Genomic DNA, 19,271 nt, shown 5'->3' on the forward strand with positions numbered 1-19,271 from the left:
AGGATGATCCAGCGAAAGAGCAGGAGGCGAAAGAGATGCGCCGCATACAGATCTTCGACACCACCCTCAGGGACGGCGAGCAGTCGCCCGGGATCTCGCTCTCCGTCGAGGAGAAGGTAGAGATCGCCCACCAGCTCGGGCGTCTCAGGGTAGACGTGATAGAGGCCGGCTTTCCCATCACCTCGGAGGGGGATTTCGAGGCGGTGAGCCGGATCGCCTCGGAGGTCAGAGGCCCCGTGATAGCCGGGCTCGCCCGCATCCATCAGGCGGACATCGAGCGAGCCTGGGAGGCCGTGCGGTGGGCCGGGAGGCCGCGGGTGCACACGTTCGTCGGAACCTCCGACCTGCACATAGAGCACCAGATGCGCTCGAGTCGTGAGGAGATCCTGCGCCGCGCCGCCGAGGCCGTCGAGCTCGCGAAGTCCCTCTGCCCCGAGGTCGAGTTCTCCCCGATGGACGCCACCCGCACGGACATCGGCTACCTCTCCGAGGTGGTCGCGGCGGCCGTGGAGGCCGGGGCCGACGTGATAAACATCGCCGACACCGTCGGCTACACCACCCCGCCGGAGTTCGCGACCTTCCTCACCGAGCTCAGGCGGCGGGTACCGCATCTCGAGGAGAGGGTCCTCTCGGTGCACTGCCACGACGACCTCGGGATGGCCGTGGCCAACTCGCTCGCCGGGGTCGAGGCCGGGGCGACGCAGGTCGAAGTCGCGGTCAACGGGATCGGGGAGCGGGCTGGCAACACCTCGCTCGAGGAGGTGGTGATGGCGCTCGTGACCCGGCGCGACCACTACGGCGTCGAGGTCGGGGTGGAGACGCGCCAGCTCGCCAACACCAGCCGGATGGTCTCGAACATAACCGGCTACGAGGTGCCGCCGAACAAGGCCGTGGTCGGGCGCAACGCGTTTCTGCACGAGTCGGGGATACACCAGGACGGCGTGCTCAAGGACCGCAGGACCTTCGAGATCATGAAACCCCAGGACATCGGGATCCAGGGGAACAACATCTTCCTCGGCAAGCACTCCGGCCGGCACGCCCTCAAGGAGGCGCTCGCCGAGCTCGGCTACACCCTCGAGGGTGAGGCGCTCAAGCGGGCCTTCGAGCGCTTCAAGGAGGTCGCCGACCACAAGAAGACCGTCACGGCCGCCGACCTCGAGGCGATAGCGGCGGACGAGGTGGGCTCCTTCACCGGCAAGTTCGTCCTGGAGTCGATGCGGGTCGTCGCGGCCACCGGGCGCCAGAGCCGGGCGGCGGTGAAGATCTCGCACGAGGACGAGGGCATCTTCGAGGCCGAGGCCGAGGGTGAGGGGCCGGTCGACGCGGTCTTCAGGGCGATAGACGCGGCGACCGGGATCCGGGGCCGCCTGAAGGAGTTCCGGATAGACGCCGTGACCGGCGGGAAGGACGCCCTCGGCGAGGTGCGGGTCACGGTGGAGATCGACGGCTCCGAGTACTCGGGCCGCGGGCTCTCGCAGGACGTGGTTGAGGGCGCGGCGAAGGCGTACGTGCGGGCGGTCAACGTCCACGCGGCGAGCCGGGTGGGGGCGGAATGGGCGGCGAGGTGAGGCGCGTACTGCTGCTGCCCGGGGACGGGATAGGCCCCGAGGTCGTCGGAGCGGCCCGCGAGGTGCTCGAGGCGGCATCCTCAGCCTTCGGCCTGGAGCTCGCCTTCGAGGAGGGTGAGATCGGGGCGGCCGCGATCCGCTCGTCCGGGGAGCCCCTGCCCGAAGAGACCGCCCGTCTGGCGCGCGAGTCCGACGCGGTGCTGCTCGGCGCGGTGGGTCACCCGGACTTCGACGGGGCCGAGGTACGTCCGGAGGCGGGGCTCCTCGCGCTGCGTCGGGAGCTCGGCGTCTTCGCGAACCTCAGGCCCGTCTCGGCCCTCCCCTCCCTGCTGTCCTCCTCGCCGCTCAAGCCGGAGCTGGTCGAGGGGGTGGACCTCCTCATCGTCCGGGAGCTGACCGGCGGGATCTACTTCGGCGAGAAAGAGGAGGGGACCGAGAGGGCGAGCGACCTGTGCCTCTACAGCCGGGAGGAGGTCGAGCGGGTCGCGCGGGTCGCATTCGAGGCTGCGAGGCTGCGAAAGGGGCGCGTGACCTCGGTCGACAAGGCGAACGTACTCGCCACGAGCCGGATGTGGCGTTGGGTGGTCGCGGAGGTCGGGAAAGAATACCCGGACGTGGAGCTCGACAACCTGCTCGTCGACGCGGCGGCGATGTTCCTGGTGCGCGAGCCCTCCCGCTTCGACGTGATCCTGACCGAGAACATGTTCGGCGACATCCTCTCCGACGAGGCGGCGGTGCTGCCCGGATCGATGGGGATGCTCCCGAGCGCCTCCCTGGGCGAGGAGGGCTCGCCGGGGCTCTTCGAGCCGGTGCACGGTTCGGCCCCGGACATCGCCGGGACCGGCAGGGCGAACCCCTACGCGACGATCCTCTCGGCGGCGATGATGCTCCGCTACTCGCTCGGGAGCCCCGAGGCGGCCGGGGCGATCGAGGGAGCGGTCCGCTCCGCGATGGAGGGGGGCGCGCTCACGGCCGATCTCGGCGGGCAGGCGACGACGCAGGAGGCGAAGGAGGCCGTGATCCGGCACCTGAAGCAGGCGGTGGCACGATGAGCATAAAGCTCTTCGACACGACGCTGCGCGACGGCACCCAGCGCGAGGGGGTGAGCCTCACCAGCGAGGACAAGCTGCGCATCGCGCGCGTCCTGGACTCTTTGGGCATCCACTACATAGAGGCCGGCTTTCCCGCCTCGAACCCCAAGGACCTGGAGCTCTTCGAGAACTTCGACGCCGCAGAGCTCGAGAACGCGAGGCTCGTCGCCTTCACCCGCACCCGCCGGGCCAGCAGCCGGGCCAAGGACGACCCGGCGGTCTCGCTCCTGCCGCGCCTCTCCGCCCCGGCGGCGTGCATCGTCGCCAAGAGCTGGCGGCTGCACGTGGAGAAGGTGCTCGGGATCACGCCGGAGGAGAACCTGGAGGCGATCAGGGACACCGTCTCCTACCTCGTCGAGGCGGGCAAGGAGGTCATCTTCGACGCCGAGCACTACTTCGACGGGTTCCGCGACGATCCCGAACACGCGCTCTCGGTGCTCCGGGCGGCGGCCGAGGCCGGGGCCTCCTCGCTCGTCTTGTGCGACACCAACGGCGGGACGCTCCCGACCGAGCTAAAGGCGATCGTATCGCGCACCGTAAAGGAGTTTTCCGACGTCGAGATAGGCATCCACACCCACAACGACGCCGGCTGTGGGGTGGCGAACGCGCTACTTGCGGTCGAGGCCGGGGCGACGCAGGTGCAGGGCACGATAAACGGGGTCGGGGAGCGCTGCGGCAACTGCGACCTCATCACCACGATAGCCGACCTGCAGCTCAAGATGGGGCTCGGGGTGCTCCCGCCGGAGAACCTGTCCCGGCTCACCGAGGTCTCGAACTTCGTCTCGGAGGTCATGAACCTCACCCCGGACGCCCACCGGCCGTACGTGGGCCACAGCGCCTTCGCGCACAAGGGCGGGCTGCACGTGGACGGCGTCTCGCGGGATCCTTCGACCTACGAGCACGTCCCTCCCGAGGTGGTCGGCAACCGCAGGCGCACCCCGGTCGGGGAGCTGGCCGGGAAGAACTCGCTGCGGGCGAAGGCGAAAGAGCTCGGGCTCGAGGTTGGGGACGTCTCTGCGGTTCTCGCCGAGATAAAACGCCGGGAGCACGCGGGGTACCACTACGAGGCCGCCGATGCCTCGCTCGCCCTGCTCATAGAGCGGGCCTCCGGGAAGCACGAGCCGCTCTTCGAGCTGGAGAGCTTCAGGATCATCTCCGAGAGGCGCGCCGACGGGGAGACCACCGTCGAGGCGACGATAAAGCTCCGCGTCGGAGGGGAGCGGGTCATCTCGACCGCCGAGGGCAACGGGCCGGTCAACGCGCTCGACCGGGCGCTGCGGCAGGCGATAGAGCCCCACTACCCGCAGCTCGCGGGCATACACCTCTCCAACTACAAGGTGCGCATCCTGGACGAGCACCGGGCGACCGCCGCCACCACGCGCGTCCTGATCGACTCGACCGACGGCAAGCGGGTCTGGGGCGCCGTCGGGGTCGGAGAGAACATCATCGAGGCGAGCTGGCAGGCGCTCGTCGACGGGCTCGAGTACGGGGTCGGGCGCGGCTAGGGCGTTTGTGCCCCGCTCCCCGCCGGTGTAATCTGCTTCAATACGGTGGAGGGCCGCCAGGTCCTCCACGGGCACGAGCCGAAGCAGGAGGTAGGTTCATCTTGGCACAGGAGAAGCAGAGGCCGGATCGGGCCTGGATCGAGAAGAAGGTCCGCGAGGTGGTGGGGGTGAACCTGCAGGTCGCGGCCGACGAGGTCAAAGACGAGGACAACTTCGTCTACGACCTCGGGGCGGACTCGCTCGACCTCACCGAGCTCGCGGCCGCGCTCGAGGAGGAGTTCGGGATCGAGATCCCCGAGTCGGAGTTCAACCGGGTGATGACGGTCTCGCGGGTCGCGGACTACGTAGAGTCCCAGCTCCAGTAAGGACGCAAGGGGGTGGTTTGCAGATGGTAGAGCGCTTCCCCGGGATGGTCCTGACCGAGGAGAGGATCCGGGAGTACCAGAAAGCCGGGTACTGGACGGAGGAGACCTTCGCCGAGAAGATGGAGCGCAACGCGCGCGAGTACCCCGATCTCGTCCACCGCGACGAGTGGCGCACCCTCACCTACCGGGAGCTGTGGGAGGAGGCCGGGGCGGTCGCGGCGAAGCTGCTCGAGCTCGGGGTGCGAAAAGGCGACCGGGTCGCGCTGCAGCTGCCGACGAGCCTCGACTACGTCGTCGCGCTCTACGGGGCCGTCAGGATCGGGGCGGTCGGGGTGCAGCTGCAGGTGGACCTAAGCCGGGATGCCGTCGCCCAGAGCATCGAGAAGGCCGGGGCGAGGGTGCTCGTCGTCACCGAGAACTACCGCGGGGAGCCGACGGCCGAGAACGCCCGGGCGATCCGCGACGCCAGCCCCACGCTCGAACACGTCATCGTGCAGGGCGGAGAGGACTACCCGAAGGACGTCCTCTCCTTCGAGGAGGTACGCCGCTCCGGCGAGCGGCCGCCGGAGGACGTCGAGCGGGCCAACCGGCCGGAGGCGCTCGACCCGTTCGTAATGGTCTTCACCTCCGGGACGACCGGCTCGCCGAAGGAGACGCTGCACCTGCACGCCAACTACATCTACGGCGACCGCTCCTACGAGAAGCTCTACGGGCACAAAGCCGGTGAGGCGACGCTGTGTCTCGCCCCGATAAGCCACCAGACCGGGATGCTCGTCGGGGTGAACCTCCCGGTCTACACCGGGGGCAGGATGCTCCTGATGGAGCACTTCGCAGCCTCGCGGGTGATGCGCTGGATGGAGGAGGAGAAGCCGACCTATCTCGTCGGGGCGCCGCCGCACGTCATCCACGTCGCCAACGCCCCGCGCCTCAAGGAGATAGACACCACGAACGCACGGCTGTTCATCTACGCCGGCGGGCCGGTGCCGAGCCCCATCCTGCGGCGTCTGCAGGAGGACTCCGGGATCACGGTGAGCTGCATGTTCGGCTGGACCGAAGGGCTCGGGATGTCCGTCACCCTCCCCGACGACCCGATAGAGGCGATAAGCAAGACCGTCGGGCGGCCGCTGCCGGGGATGGAGGTGCGGCTGGTGGACGACGACGGCAACGAGGTGCCCGTCGGAGAGCCGGGCGAGATGCTCTGCCGCGGCCCCTCCTTCTGCGCCGGCTACTACAACAACCCGAAGGCCGCCGCCGAGCGGTGGGATTCGGAGGGCTGGTTCCACTCCGGGGATCTTTTGCGCAAGGACGAGGAGGGCCGCTACACCTTCATGGGCCGCGCGGACGACATCATCAACCGCGGCGGGACCAAGATAGACCCCAAGCAGATAGAGGACGTCCTCGGCGAGCACGAGGCCATAGACCAGGCCGTCGTCGTCGGCGCGCCGGACCCCACGCTCGGGCAGCGCACGGTGGCGTGCGTGATCCTGAACGAGGGCGCGGAGGAGTTCTCGCTCGAGGAACTGCACGAGTTCCTGAGGGAACGGGGCCTAGCGCGCTTCCAGCTCCCCGACGGGCTCGTCTTCATGGAGGAGTTCCCCATGACCCACTCCGGCAAGACCAAACGCAAGGACCTCAGGCAGATGCCGCTCGTGGTGGAGGCGGGCAGCCGTTGAGCCAGGCGGCCACCGAAGACCTCGCCCGGCGGGCCGGGGAGCTGCGCGAGCGGGCCAGGGCCTTCCGGCTCGGGGAGGCCGAGGCGTGGGGCGAGGAGATAGAGCGCACCGGTGAGATCCCCGACGGGCTGTGGGAGAGGCTCAGGGAGCTTGGCTTCTTCAGCCTCACCCAGCCGCGGTGGGCCGGCGGGGAGGGGCTTCCGCTCTCGCTCTACTTCCCCATCCTGGAGGAGATCTCACGCTGCCACGGCGCGATCCGGATGGCCTGCCACGCGTTCAACAGCATCTGGCGCACGGTGGGCCAGGGCCGCGAGGAGCAGCGGCGAAAGTGGCTCCCGCAGATAGCCCGCGGCGAGAAGCTCGTCGCCTTCGCGCTCACCGAACCCGACGCCGGGACCGGGATAGACCTGAAGACGACCGCCACATACGAGAACGGCCGCTACGTCCTGCGGGGCAAAAAGCACCTCATCACCTTCGCCCGGCGTGCGAGCGTCTTCGCCGTCGTCGCGAAGACCGACGCCGAGGTCGGCAGGGCGGGTCTCACCGCCTTCCTCGTCCCCAGGGACCAGCCGGGGATGCGCATCGAGGAGATGCCCGAGATGATGGGCGACCACGGCTGCGACCACGCCGTGATCACCTTCGAAGAGTGCGCCGTTCCGGAGGAGGCCGTCCTCGGCGAGGTCGGCGGCGGCTTCGAGGTCGCTGTCAGGGGCTTTCTGGACCAGAGCCGGGCGTGCATCGCCCAGAGCGCGGTCGGGCTCGCGCAGGAGGCGCTCGACCGGGCGGTCTCATACGCCCGCCGGCGCAGGACCTTCGGCAAGGCGATAGCGAGCCGGCAGGCGATCCAGATGCGCCTGGCGGAGATGGACGTCGCGGTCGCCGCCGGACGCCTCCTGTGCCTGGAGGCCGCCAGGAAGTTCGACGCGGGGGAGGAGATAGCCCGGGAGGCCGCGCGGGCGAAGGCCTACGCGATAGAGATGGTCGGCAGGGTGACCGACGGCGCGCTCATGACCTTCGGCGGCGTGGGCTACCTCTCCGGCAGCCCGGTGGAGCGCCTCTACCGCGACGCCCGCTCGCTGTGGTTCGAGGAGGGGACGGCGGAGATGCAGAAGATGACGATCGCGGAGCGGCTCCTCGCCGAGGCGCGCCGCCGCGAGCGCGAAGAGAGCCGGTGAGGGCGGCCCTCTTCGACCCCGAGGGAGGATTCCGGCTCGGGGAGGTACCCGAACCCGAACCGGACGAGGGGGAAATCGTCGTCGAGGTCGCCGGCTGCGGGGTCTGCGGGTCGGACCGTCAGATCGCCGCCGGGGCGACGGCTCCTGCCGGGACCGTCTTCCCCGCGGTCTTCGGGCACGAGATCTCGGGATACGTCGACGGCAGGCCGGTCGCGGTCTTCCCGATCGTACCGTGCGGCTCCTGCCGGCTGTGCTCGTCCGGCCAGGAGAGCCTGTGCCTGGCGCAGCAGGTCATAGGCTACCACCGCCCTGGGGGCTACGCCGAGCGGGTCGCGGTGCCGGAGGACCGGGTGATCCCGCTGCCGCAGGACGTCCCGCTCCTCGTCGCCGGGCTCCTCATGGACGCGGTGGCGACCCCGTTTCACGCCCTGCGCTCGGTCGTGCACCTCGAGGCGGGCGAGAGCGTCGCCGTCGTCGGGGGCGGCGGGCTCGGGCTCGGTGCGCTCCTGGGCGCCCGGGCGATGGGGGCCGGGGCCACGGCCCTCGTCACCCGCAGGGAACCGGATGGGGTCCTGCGCGGGCTCGCGGAACGCCTCGGGGCGCAGGAGCTGTGGAGCACCGCGGAGGGGACGGAGCGCTCTCTCGTACGCGAGGTCCGGCGGTGGTCCGGCGGCGGGGTGGACGTCGTCCTGGATACGGCCGGGAGCGTGCGGAGCGTCGGGCTCGCGATGGGGCTCCTGCGGCCGGGCGGGAGGCTCTGCGTCGTCGGGATGGAGGACGAGGGAGGAGGCCCCCTCCCCCCCATCTCGCACTGGGTGAGGCGGGGGATCGTGGTCGCCGGAAGCTACGCCGCGACCGTCGAGGACGCGAGGACGCTGGTCGGGTGGGCGGGCTCGGGGCGGATAGAGCCCGCCCTGCTGGAGGCGATGGTCGCGGAGGTGCGCCCGCTCGCGGAGATAGAGGAGGTCTTTCGCCAGCCGGGGCGCACGGGGCGCGTCGTGATCAGGCCGGAGGTGTAGAGTGGAGCGCTACGCTGGGAAGGTCGTCCTGGTTACGGGAAGCTCGCGCGGGATCGGGAGCCGGCTCGCCGTCCGGTTCGCCGGGGAGGGCGCGGACGTCGTCGTTCACTACTTCAGGAGCGCGAAGGAGGCCCGCGGGGTCGCCGCGGAGGTCGAGAGACTCGGTCGCAGGGCGCTGCTCGTGCGGGCGAACCTCTCCAGGGAAGAACAGATAGAGCATCTCTTCGAGCAGGTCGGGGAAGGTTTCGGCCGGCTCGACGTCTTCGTCCACAACGCCGCCTCCGGGCGCAACCGGCCCGTGAGCGAGATAGACGCCAAAGGCTTCGACTGGACGATGAACGTCAACACCCGGGCGCTCCTGCTCGGGGCCCAGCACGCCTCGAGGCTCATGCCCGAAGAGGGCGGGGCGATCCTGGCGCTCTCCTCCTTCGGCTCGGAGCGGGTCTTCCCGAACTACGGGAGCGTCGGGCCGAGCAAGGCGGCCGTGGAGTCGCTCGTGCGCTACCTCGCGGTCGAGCTCGCGGAGCGCAACATCAACGCGAACGCCATCTCCGCCGGGGCGATAGCCACCGACGCCCACAAGCACTTCCCCGGTATAGAGGAGCAATGGGCCGAGATAGAGCGCCGGCTCCCCTACCACCGGATGCTCACCGCGGACGACGTGGCGAACCTGGCGCTCTTCCTCTGCTCGAAGGAGGCCGAGATGATCCGGGGCCAGACCATCCGCATCGACGGCGGCCTCACCCTTCCGATACCCTGAACGGCATCAGTCCTCCGGGATCTCACTGTAGACCATGCTCATGTCTATCCCCTGCGAGCGGCGGTAGATGCGGAACCCCACGTAGAGCACGAGCGCGACGGCGTAGAGGATGAGCATGTAGATGATGGACGAGGTGCTGTTCACGGCGTAGACCGGTCGGACCACCCACTCGTAGAGGCAGAAGAGCAGGAAGACCGCGAACGCCGTGGCCGAGACCGTGATGAGGGGGATCCCGAAGATCCTGTAGCGGGCTATCGGGGAGGCGTTGTAGATCTCGGGTCTGCGCCAGGGCAAAATCGCCGCCGCGACCGCGGAGCCGAGGAAGGTTATGGAGATCACGAGCGTCGCGTCCAGGGTGTAGCCGGCGAAGTTCTTCCCGAAGGCGTAGAAGTAGCTCACCACGATCGAGGGGACGAGCATCAGCAGCAGCGCCACGTAGGGCACGCCGTTGCGCGAGGTCCTGGCGACCGCCTCCGGAAGCAACCGGTCGAAAGCGGTGGCGAAGACGACGCGGGTCGAGGAGAGGAACACCGTCCCCACCCAGCCGAAGAACCACAGCGCCAGAAGCCCGACCAGGATAAACTGCAACACCGGGTTGTCGAAGAAGAACGCCGCGAGCATCCCCGGGTAGGGCCAGTCGGAGACGGGCCCCTTGCCGGACCAGTAGGCGCTGTTGGCCGCGTAGTAGAAACCCCACCCGAAGGTCTTGGCGAACAGCAGGAGCAGCACGACCGCCGCGACCGTCGTCGCGAGCAGCGCCCCGCCCATAGCGTAGATGTTCTTGCGGAAGTCCGAGGCCCCGCGCACCTCGCCGTAGAGCGTCGCCCCCCAGTTGGACCAGAGGTTGAAAAAGGCAATCATCGGGATGAGGAGGAGCGTCGGGTAGAACGCCGAGCCGCCCGGCGAGGCCCCCGGCACCTTCCCGGCGGAAAGCGTCTTCTGGTAGGCGTCCCCGGAGGCCCCGTAGAGCTGCCTGGCCTGCGCGTTGAACGTCGAGACGAAGTCCGCGTGCGAGTGGAAGAGCAGGACGAGCATCATCACCGCGAGCCCGACGAGACCGCCGTAGAAGCAGTACTTCTGGATGCGGGCGTAGGTGCGCATCCCGAGCGAGATGTAGAGCGAGGCGAGCGCGGCGACGATGAGCGAGGCCACGAAGAGCCCGGTCTTGGTGGCGAAGAACCCCGCGACCCCGCCGAGCCCGAGGATCGTCGAGAGCGGGATGAACACCTCGATGTTGAGGATGTTCGCGTAGATCGGCACCCAGTGCCAGAGGATGAACCACCATCCCGTCACCGCGAGCACGAACCCGGGACCGCCCCCGAGGATGCGGCTCGTCCACACGTAGTCGCCGCCCGCCCGCGGCATCACCGCGATCAGCGAGGCGTAGGTTATCGCCTGGAACACCAGATAGAGACCCGAGAGTACTATCGCCCAGATCAAACCGCCCCCGGGGATGAACGGGGCCGAGGAGAAGATGTAGAGCCCGAGTGTGATCAGGTTGATCGAGAACGCCGAGTAGATGAACGCGTCCCACACGGACCAGCCGCGCAAAAGACCCGTGGCCCTCCGCTGGAAGAGATCGCCCGAGGTCTGCGGCTTGGCGGTGTCTTCGCTAGCCATCTCTCAAGATCCTTTCTTATCCGCTGGTCAGCACGAACCGCTTTACTTTCTTCCCCCCGTCGAGGTCGACGACCGCGCCAAGGAGCTGCCCCTGCTCGTAGGAGCTGCCGGGGTTGATGCACAGCGTCCTCCCTATGCGGGTGTTACCCCGGGCCTCGTGAATGTGCCCGTGCAGCGAGAGCGCGGGCTGCCCCTCTTCTATCGCCTCGCGCACCGCCCGCGATCCGACCGGCACCGTGGAGCGCCCGGCGTCTTTGGGCCTCATGTCTTCGGTGAGCTCCGGCGCGTCGTCGAGCCCCGAGTGATAGGGCGGGCAGTGGAAGTTGTAGATCGCCCTCTCCGGCGGCACCTCGAGTTGCGAGATCATCTCGCGCAGCCTCTTCGCCAGAGCCTCCTCGTCCTCCTCGCGGTACGTGTCCCACGGCGTGCGGTTGGACCAGCCGGTCGAGACCATCTGAAAATCCCCGAAATCGACCACCCTCCCCTCGGCCAGGTGGACCTTCTCCGCGGAAGCGATGATCTCGTCGACCTCGAACTGGTCGTCGTTGCCCGGACAGACGAAGCACTCCACGCCCTCCTGCGCGAGCCGCTCGTCGGCGAGGCGCATCCAGCGCTCGATCGTCCCGAGCATCTGCTCGTGGAACAGCCTCTCGCGCAGCGTGTCGTCGGCCTCGAGCCGGGCCACCTCCTCCGGGGTGGTGCGAAACGGGTAGTAGCCTCTCCTGCGCACCAGCCGCTCGAACTCTTCCACCTCTTCCTCGCTCTCGAACTCGCGTCTGTTCTCGAGCAGCGTGGCACGCCAGCGCCCGTCCTCCTGGACCACCGGAACGAGCGCCTTGCCGGTCATGTCTCCCCCCAGAACCAGCACGTCGGCCTTGTAGTGCTTCGCCGCGTTGAGGAACTTCCTCCAGCATACCTCAGAGCCGTGGATGTCGGTGGCGAAGAAGATCCTGGTCGTCGGGTTCCTGGAAAACAACCTGGATATCATCGTTTCTCAGGGGCCTCCTGCTACCTCTTCCGGAAGGTCATACCAGCGCTTGCGCTCCCCGATCCTGGCGCGCATCCTCCAGCCGAGGGTCTTCGGCTCCTCTTCTATCCTCTCCTCGAGCCGCCGGATGCGCCGGACGATCCTCTCCTCGGCCTCTTCGGGGAGCCCGTAGCGCCCGAGATGGGTTCTGATCGCCTCGAGGTTGGCCGTGATGGTGCGCCAGAGCCCCCAGTCGGCGGCGCACAGCCGCGCCACCTGAGCACCGTTTATGGCATCGCCGTCCTCGTCCTCCACCGGGTGCCCGAAGAGCAGCGCGAGCGCGTCCCGAACGTCCTTCTCGTTGAGCTCCACGATCTGGAGCTTGGTCAACAGGAGCTCGGCGAGCGGGATCGTCAAGGGCTCGAGCGTCATCCTCTCCCCGAGCGGGATCTCGTGACACATCCGGAACCTCCCGACGAGCACGTCCACCTGCCGCCCGTGCTCCTCGTCGAAGAACAACAGCCGCTCCTTGCCATAGATGGTGTTGAAGCGCCGCTGCGGCCTGTAGCCCTGCCCCTCGAAGAAACGTTGCGCCTCCGCAGAGGTCCCCTTCGGTACGATGAAGTCGAGATCCGCATACTCCCGCTCGAACGCCGCCGCAAACCCGTCTCGCGCCCGCAGCCTGACCGCCACCCCCCCGAGCACCCTGAGCTCCGGCCCCCCGCGCCCGGCCTCCTCGACCACGCGCAGCGCCTCCTCTACCACCCCGGCTCGGATCTCACCCATCTCCTCTCGCCTCTCGCAGCCAGCTCTCCATCAACAGGCATGCGACCCTTGTACTATACACTACAACGGGTCTGAACAGCGTAACCACCTCACCATGCGTCGGGAATGCTTCCGCCGCAGTATACAGACAGGACAGCCCGACTTCAGAGCCCGTTTGCACCCCACCCGTATCTGTGCTATTTGTTTCATCATCAAGAAAGGATAGCGTAATGCGCAACGAAGTGGCAAGGCGGGAGACGATCTGGGGGAGGATTCTCCGGGGGAGTCCGGAGCGTTTGGGGAGCCGGGCGGTCATCCGGTACGGTGAGGGCCGGGTTTCACCGGGCAGGCTGGTCTTCCGGCGCCGCTCTGCGCAGCAGACGATGCGTCTCTTTCTGCTCGGGCTGTTCGTCGGCCTTCTGTGGTGGTCTTTCGGAGCGCTCGGGAGCCGGGGGGAACTCGAAGGTGGCCAGTATCGTGCCGGACGTCGGGCGCCGCCCTCCGGGCGTGGATCCTGAAAAACGCTTTGCAGGGAAACCCGAATTCAAGATCCGGAGGACGAAGCCATGCAGGCCCATCCGAACATACTCGTGGTGGTCTCGGACACCTTCCGCAGGGACCATCTGGGCGCCTACGGCAACGCGTTCATCCGCACGCCGCACCTCGATGCCCTGGCGCGCTCGGGCGTGGTCTTCGAGAACCATCTGGTGGCCTCCTTCCCGACGATGCCGGCGCGGGCGGACATCCTGACCGGGACCTTTTCGTGCACGCACATGGGGTGGGAGCCGCTGCCGCATCACCTGCCGACGCTCCCGGAGGTGCTCTCGCGTGCCGGGTACACGACGATGGCGGTGGTCGACACGCCCTTCTTCATCCGGGGCGGCTACGGGTACGACCGGGGCTTCGACGACTTCATCTGGGTGCGGGGGCAGGGGGACGACACCCGACCCGAGGAGAGGGCCGACGCGCGCAGGACGTGGCGCCGCGAGTCGGACCGGATGGTGGCGCGCACGATTACCGAGGCCGAGCGGTGGCTGGAGCGGCATTACGAGGAGCCGTTCTTTTTGTACGTGGACACCTGGGACCCGCACGAGCCGTGGGACGCTCCGGAGTACTACACCCGGCTCTACCGTCCGGGTTACGACGGGAAGAAGATCTACCCGGCCTACGGCAGGTGGCGCGAGGCCGGGCTGACAGAGGACGACGTCGCGCTCGCGCACGCCACCTACTGCGGCGAGGTCACGATGGTAGACAGGTGGGTGGGGTGGCTGCTCGAGAAGCTCGAGGTGCTGGGCATCGCGGAGAAGACGGTCGTCTTCTTCCTCTCCGACCACGGCTTCTACTTCGGAGAGCACGGCTACTTCGGTAAGGCCGAGTGGGTGCACGCTCCGGAGGCCGAAGTCTCGGAGGGGGCAAGGCTTCCCGGCTGGCTCAGGGAGTCGTGGCTGCTCACGGTCGGCTGGTCGCCGCTCTACGGCGAGATCACGCGCATCCCGCTCATCGTGCGCATCCCCGGGGTCGAGCAGGGCAGGAGGAGCGCGCTCACCTGCGCCCCGGACCTCGCGCCGACCATCCTCGATCTCGTCGGCGTGGAGAAGCCATCCTCGATGCGGGGGCTCTCGTTCCTCGACGTGATCGAGGGAGAAGAGGACGAGCACCGGCCATTCGTGGTGAGCTCGTGGCCGCTGTACTTCGCCGAAGGTGAGATCACAGTCGCCGTAGACTCGCGGCCCCGGCGCATCTCGAGCTACATGCCGCTCACCGTGACCACCCGGGAGCGCTCGCTCCTCGTCGGCGGCCCGCAGGAGACCCCGGAGCTCTACGACCTGGCGCAGGACCCGGCGGAGCGGCACAACATCTGGGAGACGAAGACCGGAGAGGGCACGCATCTCCTCGCCCGGGCGATAGAGTTCCTGGAGGAGCAGGGCACCCCCGAGAAGCACCTCGCCCCCCGACGGGCGGTGCTCGAGAAGTACACCGGCGGCAGATACCCGGCAGTCATCAGCAAGGAGGCAGGATGAGCGTAGAGGTAGGGCAGGTGAGGTCCGTGGAGGTGCCGACCAGGATCGTGCACGGCCCCGGGGCCATCGGAGAGCTCGGCGCGCTGGTGCGGGAGCTCGGGACGAGGCGACCGATGCTCGTCACCGACCCCGGCGTCGTCTCGGCCGGGCTCGCCGAGAGGGCACTCGAGCACCTCCAGGATGCATTCCTCTTCGAGAGGGTAAGGGCGAACCCCGACGTGGAGCTCGTCGCGGAGGCGAGGGACGCCTTCCGGGAGGAAGGCTGCGACGGAATGGTCGCTCTGGGTGGCGGGAGTTCGATGGACACGGCGAAGGCCGCGGGCGTCCTGCTCGCCCACGGGGCAGACTCCATCCTCGACTACGAGTACGGCAGAAAACCAATCACCCGCCGCATCCCGCCGCTCGTCACCGTCCCGACCACCGCCGGGACCGGGAGCGAGGTCACGCTGTGGGCGGTCATAACCGACCACAAGAGGAAGATAAAGTTCAACGTCGGAGGCACCCCGCTCATCGGGGCGCACGTGGCGGTCGTCGACCCCGAGCTCACGCTCGGGCTCCCGCCCGCGATCACCGCGGCGACCGGGATGGATGCGCTCTCACACTGCATCGAGTGCTACACCTGCGACTACCACCAGCCCTTCACCGACTCTTTCTGCATCGCCGGGATCGAACTGTGCGCCCGCTGGCTGGAGAAAGCCTACCGTGAGGGAGAAGACCTCGAGGCCCGCACCGGGATGGCCTACGCGGCCAACTTCGGCGGGCTCGCCTACGGGACCGAGAGCGCCGGCGCCGCCCACGCGATGAGCCAGTCCGCGGGCGGCGTCCACGAGTGCCCGCACGGCGCGCTCACAGCCCGGGTGCTAGGACCCGTCTGCGAGTACAACGCCGAAGCCGCGCCCGGACGCTACGCCAGGATCGCCCGGGCGCTCGGCGTGAAGACGGACGGCCTCACCGAGGAAGAGGCCGCCCGCGCCGGGGTCGAGGAGATCTACCGGCTCACCGAGGCGGTGGGGATCCCCACACTGCAGCAGATGGGCTTCTCGGAGGACGAGATCCCGATGCTCGCGCAGATAGCCCACGAAGACCCCCAGACGATCGGCAACCCACGCGAGCTCGACGTCTCCGACTACGAGGAGATCTACCGCCGGGCGTTCTCCGGGAGGGAATGATGTACACCCAGCCGAAAGACTACCGGATGTACGTCGCGGGAGAGTGGACCGGCGGGGCCACCGAATCCCGCATCCCCGCCACGAGCCCCGCGACCGGCGAGGAGACAGGCACCGTCCCCGAGGGGACCCGCGAGGACGTGCGCCGGGCAGTCGAGGCGGCCCAAAAGGCGTGGCCCATCTGGGCCGCACGCTCCGCCTTCGAGCGGGCGCGGGCGATGGAGAGGATCGCAGATACCATCGAGGAGCGCCGGCAGGAGCTCGCCTATACACTCGCCCTCGACCAGGGCAAGCCGCTCGAGGCCGAGGCGTACGACGAGGTGGACGAGCTCGTCGTCTACTTCAGGATGGCCGCCGCGGACGCGACCCGGCTCGACGGCGCGATGCCACCCTCGGTCGACGGTAACAAGCGCATCTTCCTCTACCGCGTCCCGCGCGGGGTCGTCGGGACGATAACCCCCTGGAACTGGCCCTACACCATGCCCGCCGAGGTCATAGCCCCGGCCCTCGCCTCCGGCAACGCCGTCGTGTGGACCCCGGCCCCCTCCACGTCCATCTGCGCCGTCAGGCTCGCCGAATGCATCGTCGAGGCGGGGCTGCCGCCGGGGCTGTTCAACCTCGTGACCGGCTACGGCCCGGTCGTCGGCGACGAGGTCGCGGCGAACCCCGGCACCGACGCCGTCGCGTTCATCGGTTCGATCGCGACCGGCGAGCGGGTCGCGCGCCGCGCCGCCGGGAAGGCGCTGCTCCTGGAGATGGGTGGCAACGGTCCCGTCGTCGTGCTGGAGGACGCCGACCTCGAACGAGCCGCCCGGGAGAGCATCCTCTCGGCGTTCCTGTGCGCCGGGCAGAGCTGCACCGCCGGGGAGCTCTTCCTCGTCCACGAGCGGGTGCGCGAGGAGTTCCTGGAGAGGCTCGAAGCAGAGATCACACGAAAGGTCAGGCTCGGCGATCCGTTCGACCCGGCGACGACCATGGGCCCGCTCAACAACGAGTCCACCGCGCAGAAGACCGACCGTCACATCGCGGACGCGCTGGAGAAGGGCGCCCGGCTGCTCTGCGGCGGCGGCCGCGCCGAAGGGTTTCCGACACGGCTCTACTACCGGCCGACCGTGCTCGACGGCGTCACGCAAGAGATGCAGATAGCCCGCGAGGAGACCTTCGGCCCGGTCGTCCCGGTCGCGACGATAACCCACGAGTCGGAGGCGCTCGACGTCGTCAACCGCTCGCCTTACGGGCTCCTCTCCTCGGTGTGGACCCGGGACCTCGCCCGGGGGCTGCGCTTCGCCGAGGCGGTGCGCACCGGCTGGGTCAACATCAATGCCTCCTCGAACCACTGGGAGAGCCACCTACCCTTCGGGGGGAGGTCCGGCTCGCGCTCGGGGATAGGGAGGGTGGGCGGACGCCACCCGATGGAGATCTTCACCGAGCTGAAGACGGTTGTGGCGGATATCGGGTAGGGAGGGGTTCGCCCCTCCCTCGCTCAGGAGCCCTTCCCGGCCTTCTTCGCCGCCTTCATCCAGGGGTCGACGACGCGGCGGTTGTCCTCGAGCCACGCTCTGACGCCCTTCGCCGGCGTGTTCCGGCCGTGCTTGCGGATGGAGAGCTCCAGCTTGCCTAGCTGTTCGGAAGAGAGCTTTATCGCGTCGAGCAACGCGTAGGCTTCTGGCTGGTCTTTATTCAGCCCCTTGCGGACTATCGTGTAGATGTGGTCCGGCTTCCCGAAAGCGTCCTTCGGGTCTTCCAGGTACCTTATCGGGAAGTCGGTGAAGGCCCAGTGCGGCTTCCAGAGGGTCACGACGATGGGCTTTTTGGCCGCTATGGCCTTCTTGAGCGCCGAGAGCATCGCGGGGGTACTCGAGGCCACGAGCCTGTAGTTCAGGCCGTAGGCGGGGATGACCCTGTTCTGCACGATGGACATCTCCCCCGCCCCGGACTCTATGCCGGTGATCCTGCCACCGAACCGGCTCCTGTATCTGTTCAGGTCGGCGATGCTCTTGGCCTCGACGTAATCCGGGACGGCGAGGCCGAGCGTGCCGGCCCCCTCGTACCAGGATTGGAGCCGGGTCACCTCATCGCCGAACTTCTTCCAGTAGCTGGCGTGGGTCTTCGGCAGCCACACATCCTGGAAGGTATCGAGGTCTCCGCCCGCGACCCCCTGAAACAGCGCCCCGGCTTCGAGCGTCTTCAGCGTCACCTCACCGTAGTTCAGGTGCTCCTGCAGCAGGATTCTGGTCAGGTTCGCGACCGCAACATCCTCGTCCCAGCCGATGTTGCCCACCTTGAGGGTCTTGCCGGCTCCACCGGAGGCCGCCCCGCAGCCCCCGAGGAGAACCGCCCCGGCTCCGGCCGTCCCGAGCCCGAGGAACTCCCGGCGGCTGAAGCTCTTCTCACCCACCATGCACTACCCCCTCGTGTCCGCCTCCACGACGAGAAAAGGCGTCCGGGGATGATCATCCCCGGACGCCCGCTGCGTGATCGCCGCTTCAGGACTGCCTGGAAGCCTTCCTTGCAGCCCTTATCCAGGGCTCGACGACATTGCGGTTACCCTCGAGCCAGTTGTTCACGCCCTTTACCGGGTTGTCCTCTCCGGCCTTGTTTATCTCCAGTTCGAGAGAGTTGACCTGATCCTCGGTGAGCTTTATGGCCTTGAGGAAGGCGTAGGTCACGGGGTCGTCGTTCTTCAGGTTCTCACTGACGACCGTCTGCAGCTTCGAGGAGTTGCTGAAGGGCTTCTCCAGCCCTTTGGGATCCTTGAGGTACCAGAGGTCGTACTTCTTGTTCATCCAGTGCGGCGACCAGGCCGGGATCACGATCGGCTGCTTCGCGCTGTACTTCTTCTGCAGCTCGGCGAGCATCGCCGCGGTGCTCGAGGTGACGAGTTTCATGTGCAGGTTGTAGCCGGGGATCACCTTGTTCCGGATCACCGGCATGAAAGAGGCGCTCGGCTCGATACCGGTGATCACGTTCGTCCCCGCCCTGTTGAGGTCCGCGATGCTCACTATACCCTTCTTCTTCATGTACATGGGCACCGCGAGCCCGTACTTGGTCTGCCCCTCGAACCAGGGCGGCAGAAGCTCGACCTTGGGCTTGACCTTGGCGCTGTTGAGATAGCTCTTGTTGTTCGGCATCCAGACGTCCTGGAACGCCGTCAGCTCCTCACCGGCCACACCGAGGAACAGCGGCCCCAACTCGAGCGGCCCCTTGATGTCCACACCACCGTAGCCGAGGTCCTTCTCCATCACGACCTTGGAAAGGTTCGAGACCGCCACGTCCTCCGTCCAGCCTATACTACCGAAGGTGATCTTCTTGTCCTTGTTCGAACCCGACACCTGCCCCGCTCCGGCAGAACTCGACGCCTCCCCAGACGAACCCGCCCCACCGCAGCCACCAAGCAGGACGACCCCGACCCCCGCCGCACCAAGACCGAGCACCTCTCTGCGGCTCAACAGCCTATCCGAAAGCTTCCGGGTCACGCAGAACACCCCTTCCTTTGGACCACTACACCAGAGCGAGATTAACTCTACTCAAAACATAGACAAATATACAATCCCGACTCCGTTTTGTCTGTACAGA

16 protein-coding genes and 1 pseudogene are annotated in these 19,271 nt (G+C 67.9%); 12 read left to right on the forward strand and 5 right to left on the reverse strand.

Translation table 11 applies throughout. The features are described from left to right. Nucleotides 1-29 precede the first annotated feature (29 nt). The 8 genes and pseudogenes from PJB24_RS05230 to fabL all read left to right on the forward strand — a co-directional run. Nucleotides 30-1,568: pseudogene (locus tag PJB24_RS05230) on the forward strand (2-isopropylmalate synthase); the annotation flags it as partial. Further along, complete coding sequence (gene leuB, locus PJB24_RS05235) at nucleotides 1,565-2,620, forward strand: 3-isopropylmalate dehydrogenase (protein ID WP_273843445.1); 1,056 nt, start codon at nucleotides 1,565-1,567, stop codon at nucleotides 2,618-2,620. The pseudogene PJB24_RS05230 and the gene leuB, both read left to right, overlap by 4 nt. Then, nucleotides 2,617-4,164, forward strand: a complete 1,548-nt coding sequence (gene cimA / locus PJB24_RS05240) for a citramalate synthase (RefSeq protein WP_273843447.1) — start codon at nucleotides 2,617-2,619, stop codon at nucleotides 4,162-4,164. Before leuB ends, cimA begins: the two co-directional genes overlap by 4 nt. A 101-nt stretch (nucleotides 4,165-4,265) precedes the next feature. Then, nucleotides 4,266-4,529: an acyl carrier protein gene (gene acpP / locus PJB24_RS05245; protein ID WP_337959006.1), complete on the forward strand. Its 264-nt coding sequence runs from the start codon at nucleotides 4,266-4,268 to the stop codon at nucleotides 4,527-4,529. 23 nt (nucleotides 4,530-4,552) lie between these two features. Then, a complete protein-coding gene (locus tag PJB24_RS05250; RefSeq protein ID WP_273843807.1) occupies nucleotides 4,553-6,202 on the forward strand; it encodes a class I adenylate-forming enzyme family protein in 1,650 nt (549 codons plus the stop codon). Further along, nucleotides 6,199-7,377 (forward strand): acyl-CoA dehydrogenase family protein, encoded by a 1,179-nt coding sequence (locus PJB24_RS05255; RefSeq protein WP_273843450.1) that lies wholly within the window; start codon nucleotides 6,199-6,201, stop codon nucleotides 7,375-7,377. Before PJB24_RS05250 ends, PJB24_RS05255 begins: the two co-directional genes overlap by 4 nt. Continuing rightward, nucleotides 7,374-8,396, forward strand: a complete 1,023-nt coding sequence (locus tag PJB24_RS05260; RefSeq protein WP_273843452.1) for an alcohol dehydrogenase catalytic domain-containing protein — start codon at nucleotides 7,374-7,376, stop codon at nucleotides 8,394-8,396. Before PJB24_RS05255 ends, PJB24_RS05260 begins: the two co-directional genes overlap by 4 nt. Nucleotide 8,397: 1 nt before the next feature. Next, nucleotides 8,398-9,156 carry an enoyl-[acyl-carrier-protein] reductase FabL gene (fabL, locus tag PJB24_RS05265; RefSeq protein ID WP_273843455.1) on the forward strand — a complete coding sequence of 253 codons (759 nt, stop codon included), beginning with the start codon at nucleotides 8,398-8,400 and terminating at the stop codon, nucleotides 9,154-9,156. A 6-nt stretch (nucleotides 9,157-9,162) separates the two neighbouring features. Here fabL and PJB24_RS05270 read toward each other — a convergent pair whose 3' ends face one another. Genes PJB24_RS05270 through PJB24_RS05280 form a run of 3 tightly spaced genes read right to left on the reverse strand, consistent with a single transcriptional unit; the run spans nucleotide 9,163 to nucleotide 12,529 of the window. After that, nucleotides 9,163-10,776, reverse strand: a complete 1,614-nt coding sequence (locus PJB24_RS05270; protein ID WP_273843457.1) for an APC family permease — start codon at nucleotides 10,774-10,776, stop codon at nucleotides 9,163-9,165. A 16-nt stretch (nucleotides 10,777-10,792) separates the two neighbouring features. Continuing rightward, the gene (locus PJB24_RS05275) at nucleotides 10,793-11,764 is read right to left on the reverse strand and encodes a metallophosphoesterase family protein (protein ID WP_273843459.1); all 972 of its coding nucleotides are present in this window, start codon (nucleotides 11,762-11,764) and stop codon (nucleotides 10,793-10,795) included. Nucleotides 11,765-11,770: 6 nt separating this feature from the next. Then, nucleotides 11,771-12,529 (reverse strand): hypothetical protein, encoded by a 759-nt coding sequence (locus tag PJB24_RS05280; RefSeq protein ID WP_273843461.1) that lies wholly within the window; start codon nucleotides 12,527-12,529, stop codon nucleotides 11,771-11,773. A 209-nt stretch (nucleotides 12,530-12,738) separates the two neighbouring features. Between PJB24_RS05280 and PJB24_RS05285 the strand changes: the two genes are divergently transcribed. From PJB24_RS05285 to PJB24_RS05300, 4 genes are read left to right on the forward strand one after another with little or no spacing between them, the layout of a single operon-like run. Next, the gene (locus tag PJB24_RS05285; RefSeq protein ID WP_273843464.1) at nucleotides 12,739-13,026 is read left to right on the forward strand and encodes a hypothetical protein; all 288 of its coding nucleotides are present in this window, start codon (nucleotides 12,739-12,741) and stop codon (nucleotides 13,024-13,026) included. Between the two features lie 48 nt (nucleotides 13,027-13,074). Further along, nucleotides 13,075-14,529: a sulfatase gene (locus PJB24_RS05290; RefSeq protein WP_273843466.1), complete on the forward strand. Its 1,455-nt coding sequence runs from the start codon at nucleotides 13,075-13,077 to the stop codon at nucleotides 14,527-14,529. Beyond that, entirely contained in the window at nucleotides 14,526-15,698 is a 1,173-nt protein-coding gene (locus PJB24_RS05295; RefSeq protein ID WP_273843467.1) for an iron-containing alcohol dehydrogenase, read from the forward strand. Before PJB24_RS05290 ends, PJB24_RS05295 begins: the two co-directional genes overlap by 4 nt. Further along, nucleotides 15,698-17,155: an aldehyde dehydrogenase family protein gene (locus tag PJB24_RS05300; protein ID WP_273843470.1), complete on the forward strand. Its 1,458-nt coding sequence runs from the start codon at nucleotides 15,698-15,700 to the stop codon at nucleotides 17,153-17,155. Before PJB24_RS05295 ends, PJB24_RS05300 begins: the two co-directional genes overlap by 1 nt. A 23-nt stretch (nucleotides 17,156-17,178) precedes the next feature. On the opposite strand, the gene PJB24_RS05305 is transcribed toward PJB24_RS05300, so the two are convergent. After that, a complete protein-coding gene (locus tag PJB24_RS05305) occupies nucleotides 17,179-18,096 on the reverse strand; it encodes a glycine betaine ABC transporter substrate-binding protein (protein WP_273843472.1) in 918 nt (305 codons plus the stop codon). 85 nt (nucleotides 18,097-18,181) lie between these two features. Next, entirely contained in the window at nucleotides 18,182-19,144 is a 963-nt protein-coding gene (locus tag PJB24_RS05310) for a glycine betaine ABC transporter substrate-binding protein (protein ID WP_273843474.1), read from the reverse strand. Between the last annotated feature and the right edge of the window lie 127 nt (nucleotides 19,145-19,271).

Source organism: Rubrobacter calidifluminis (assembly GCF_028617075.1).
GTDB classification, from domain to species: domain Bacteria; phylum Actinomycetota; class Rubrobacteria; order Rubrobacterales; family Rubrobacteraceae; genus Rubrobacter_E; species Rubrobacter_E calidifluminis.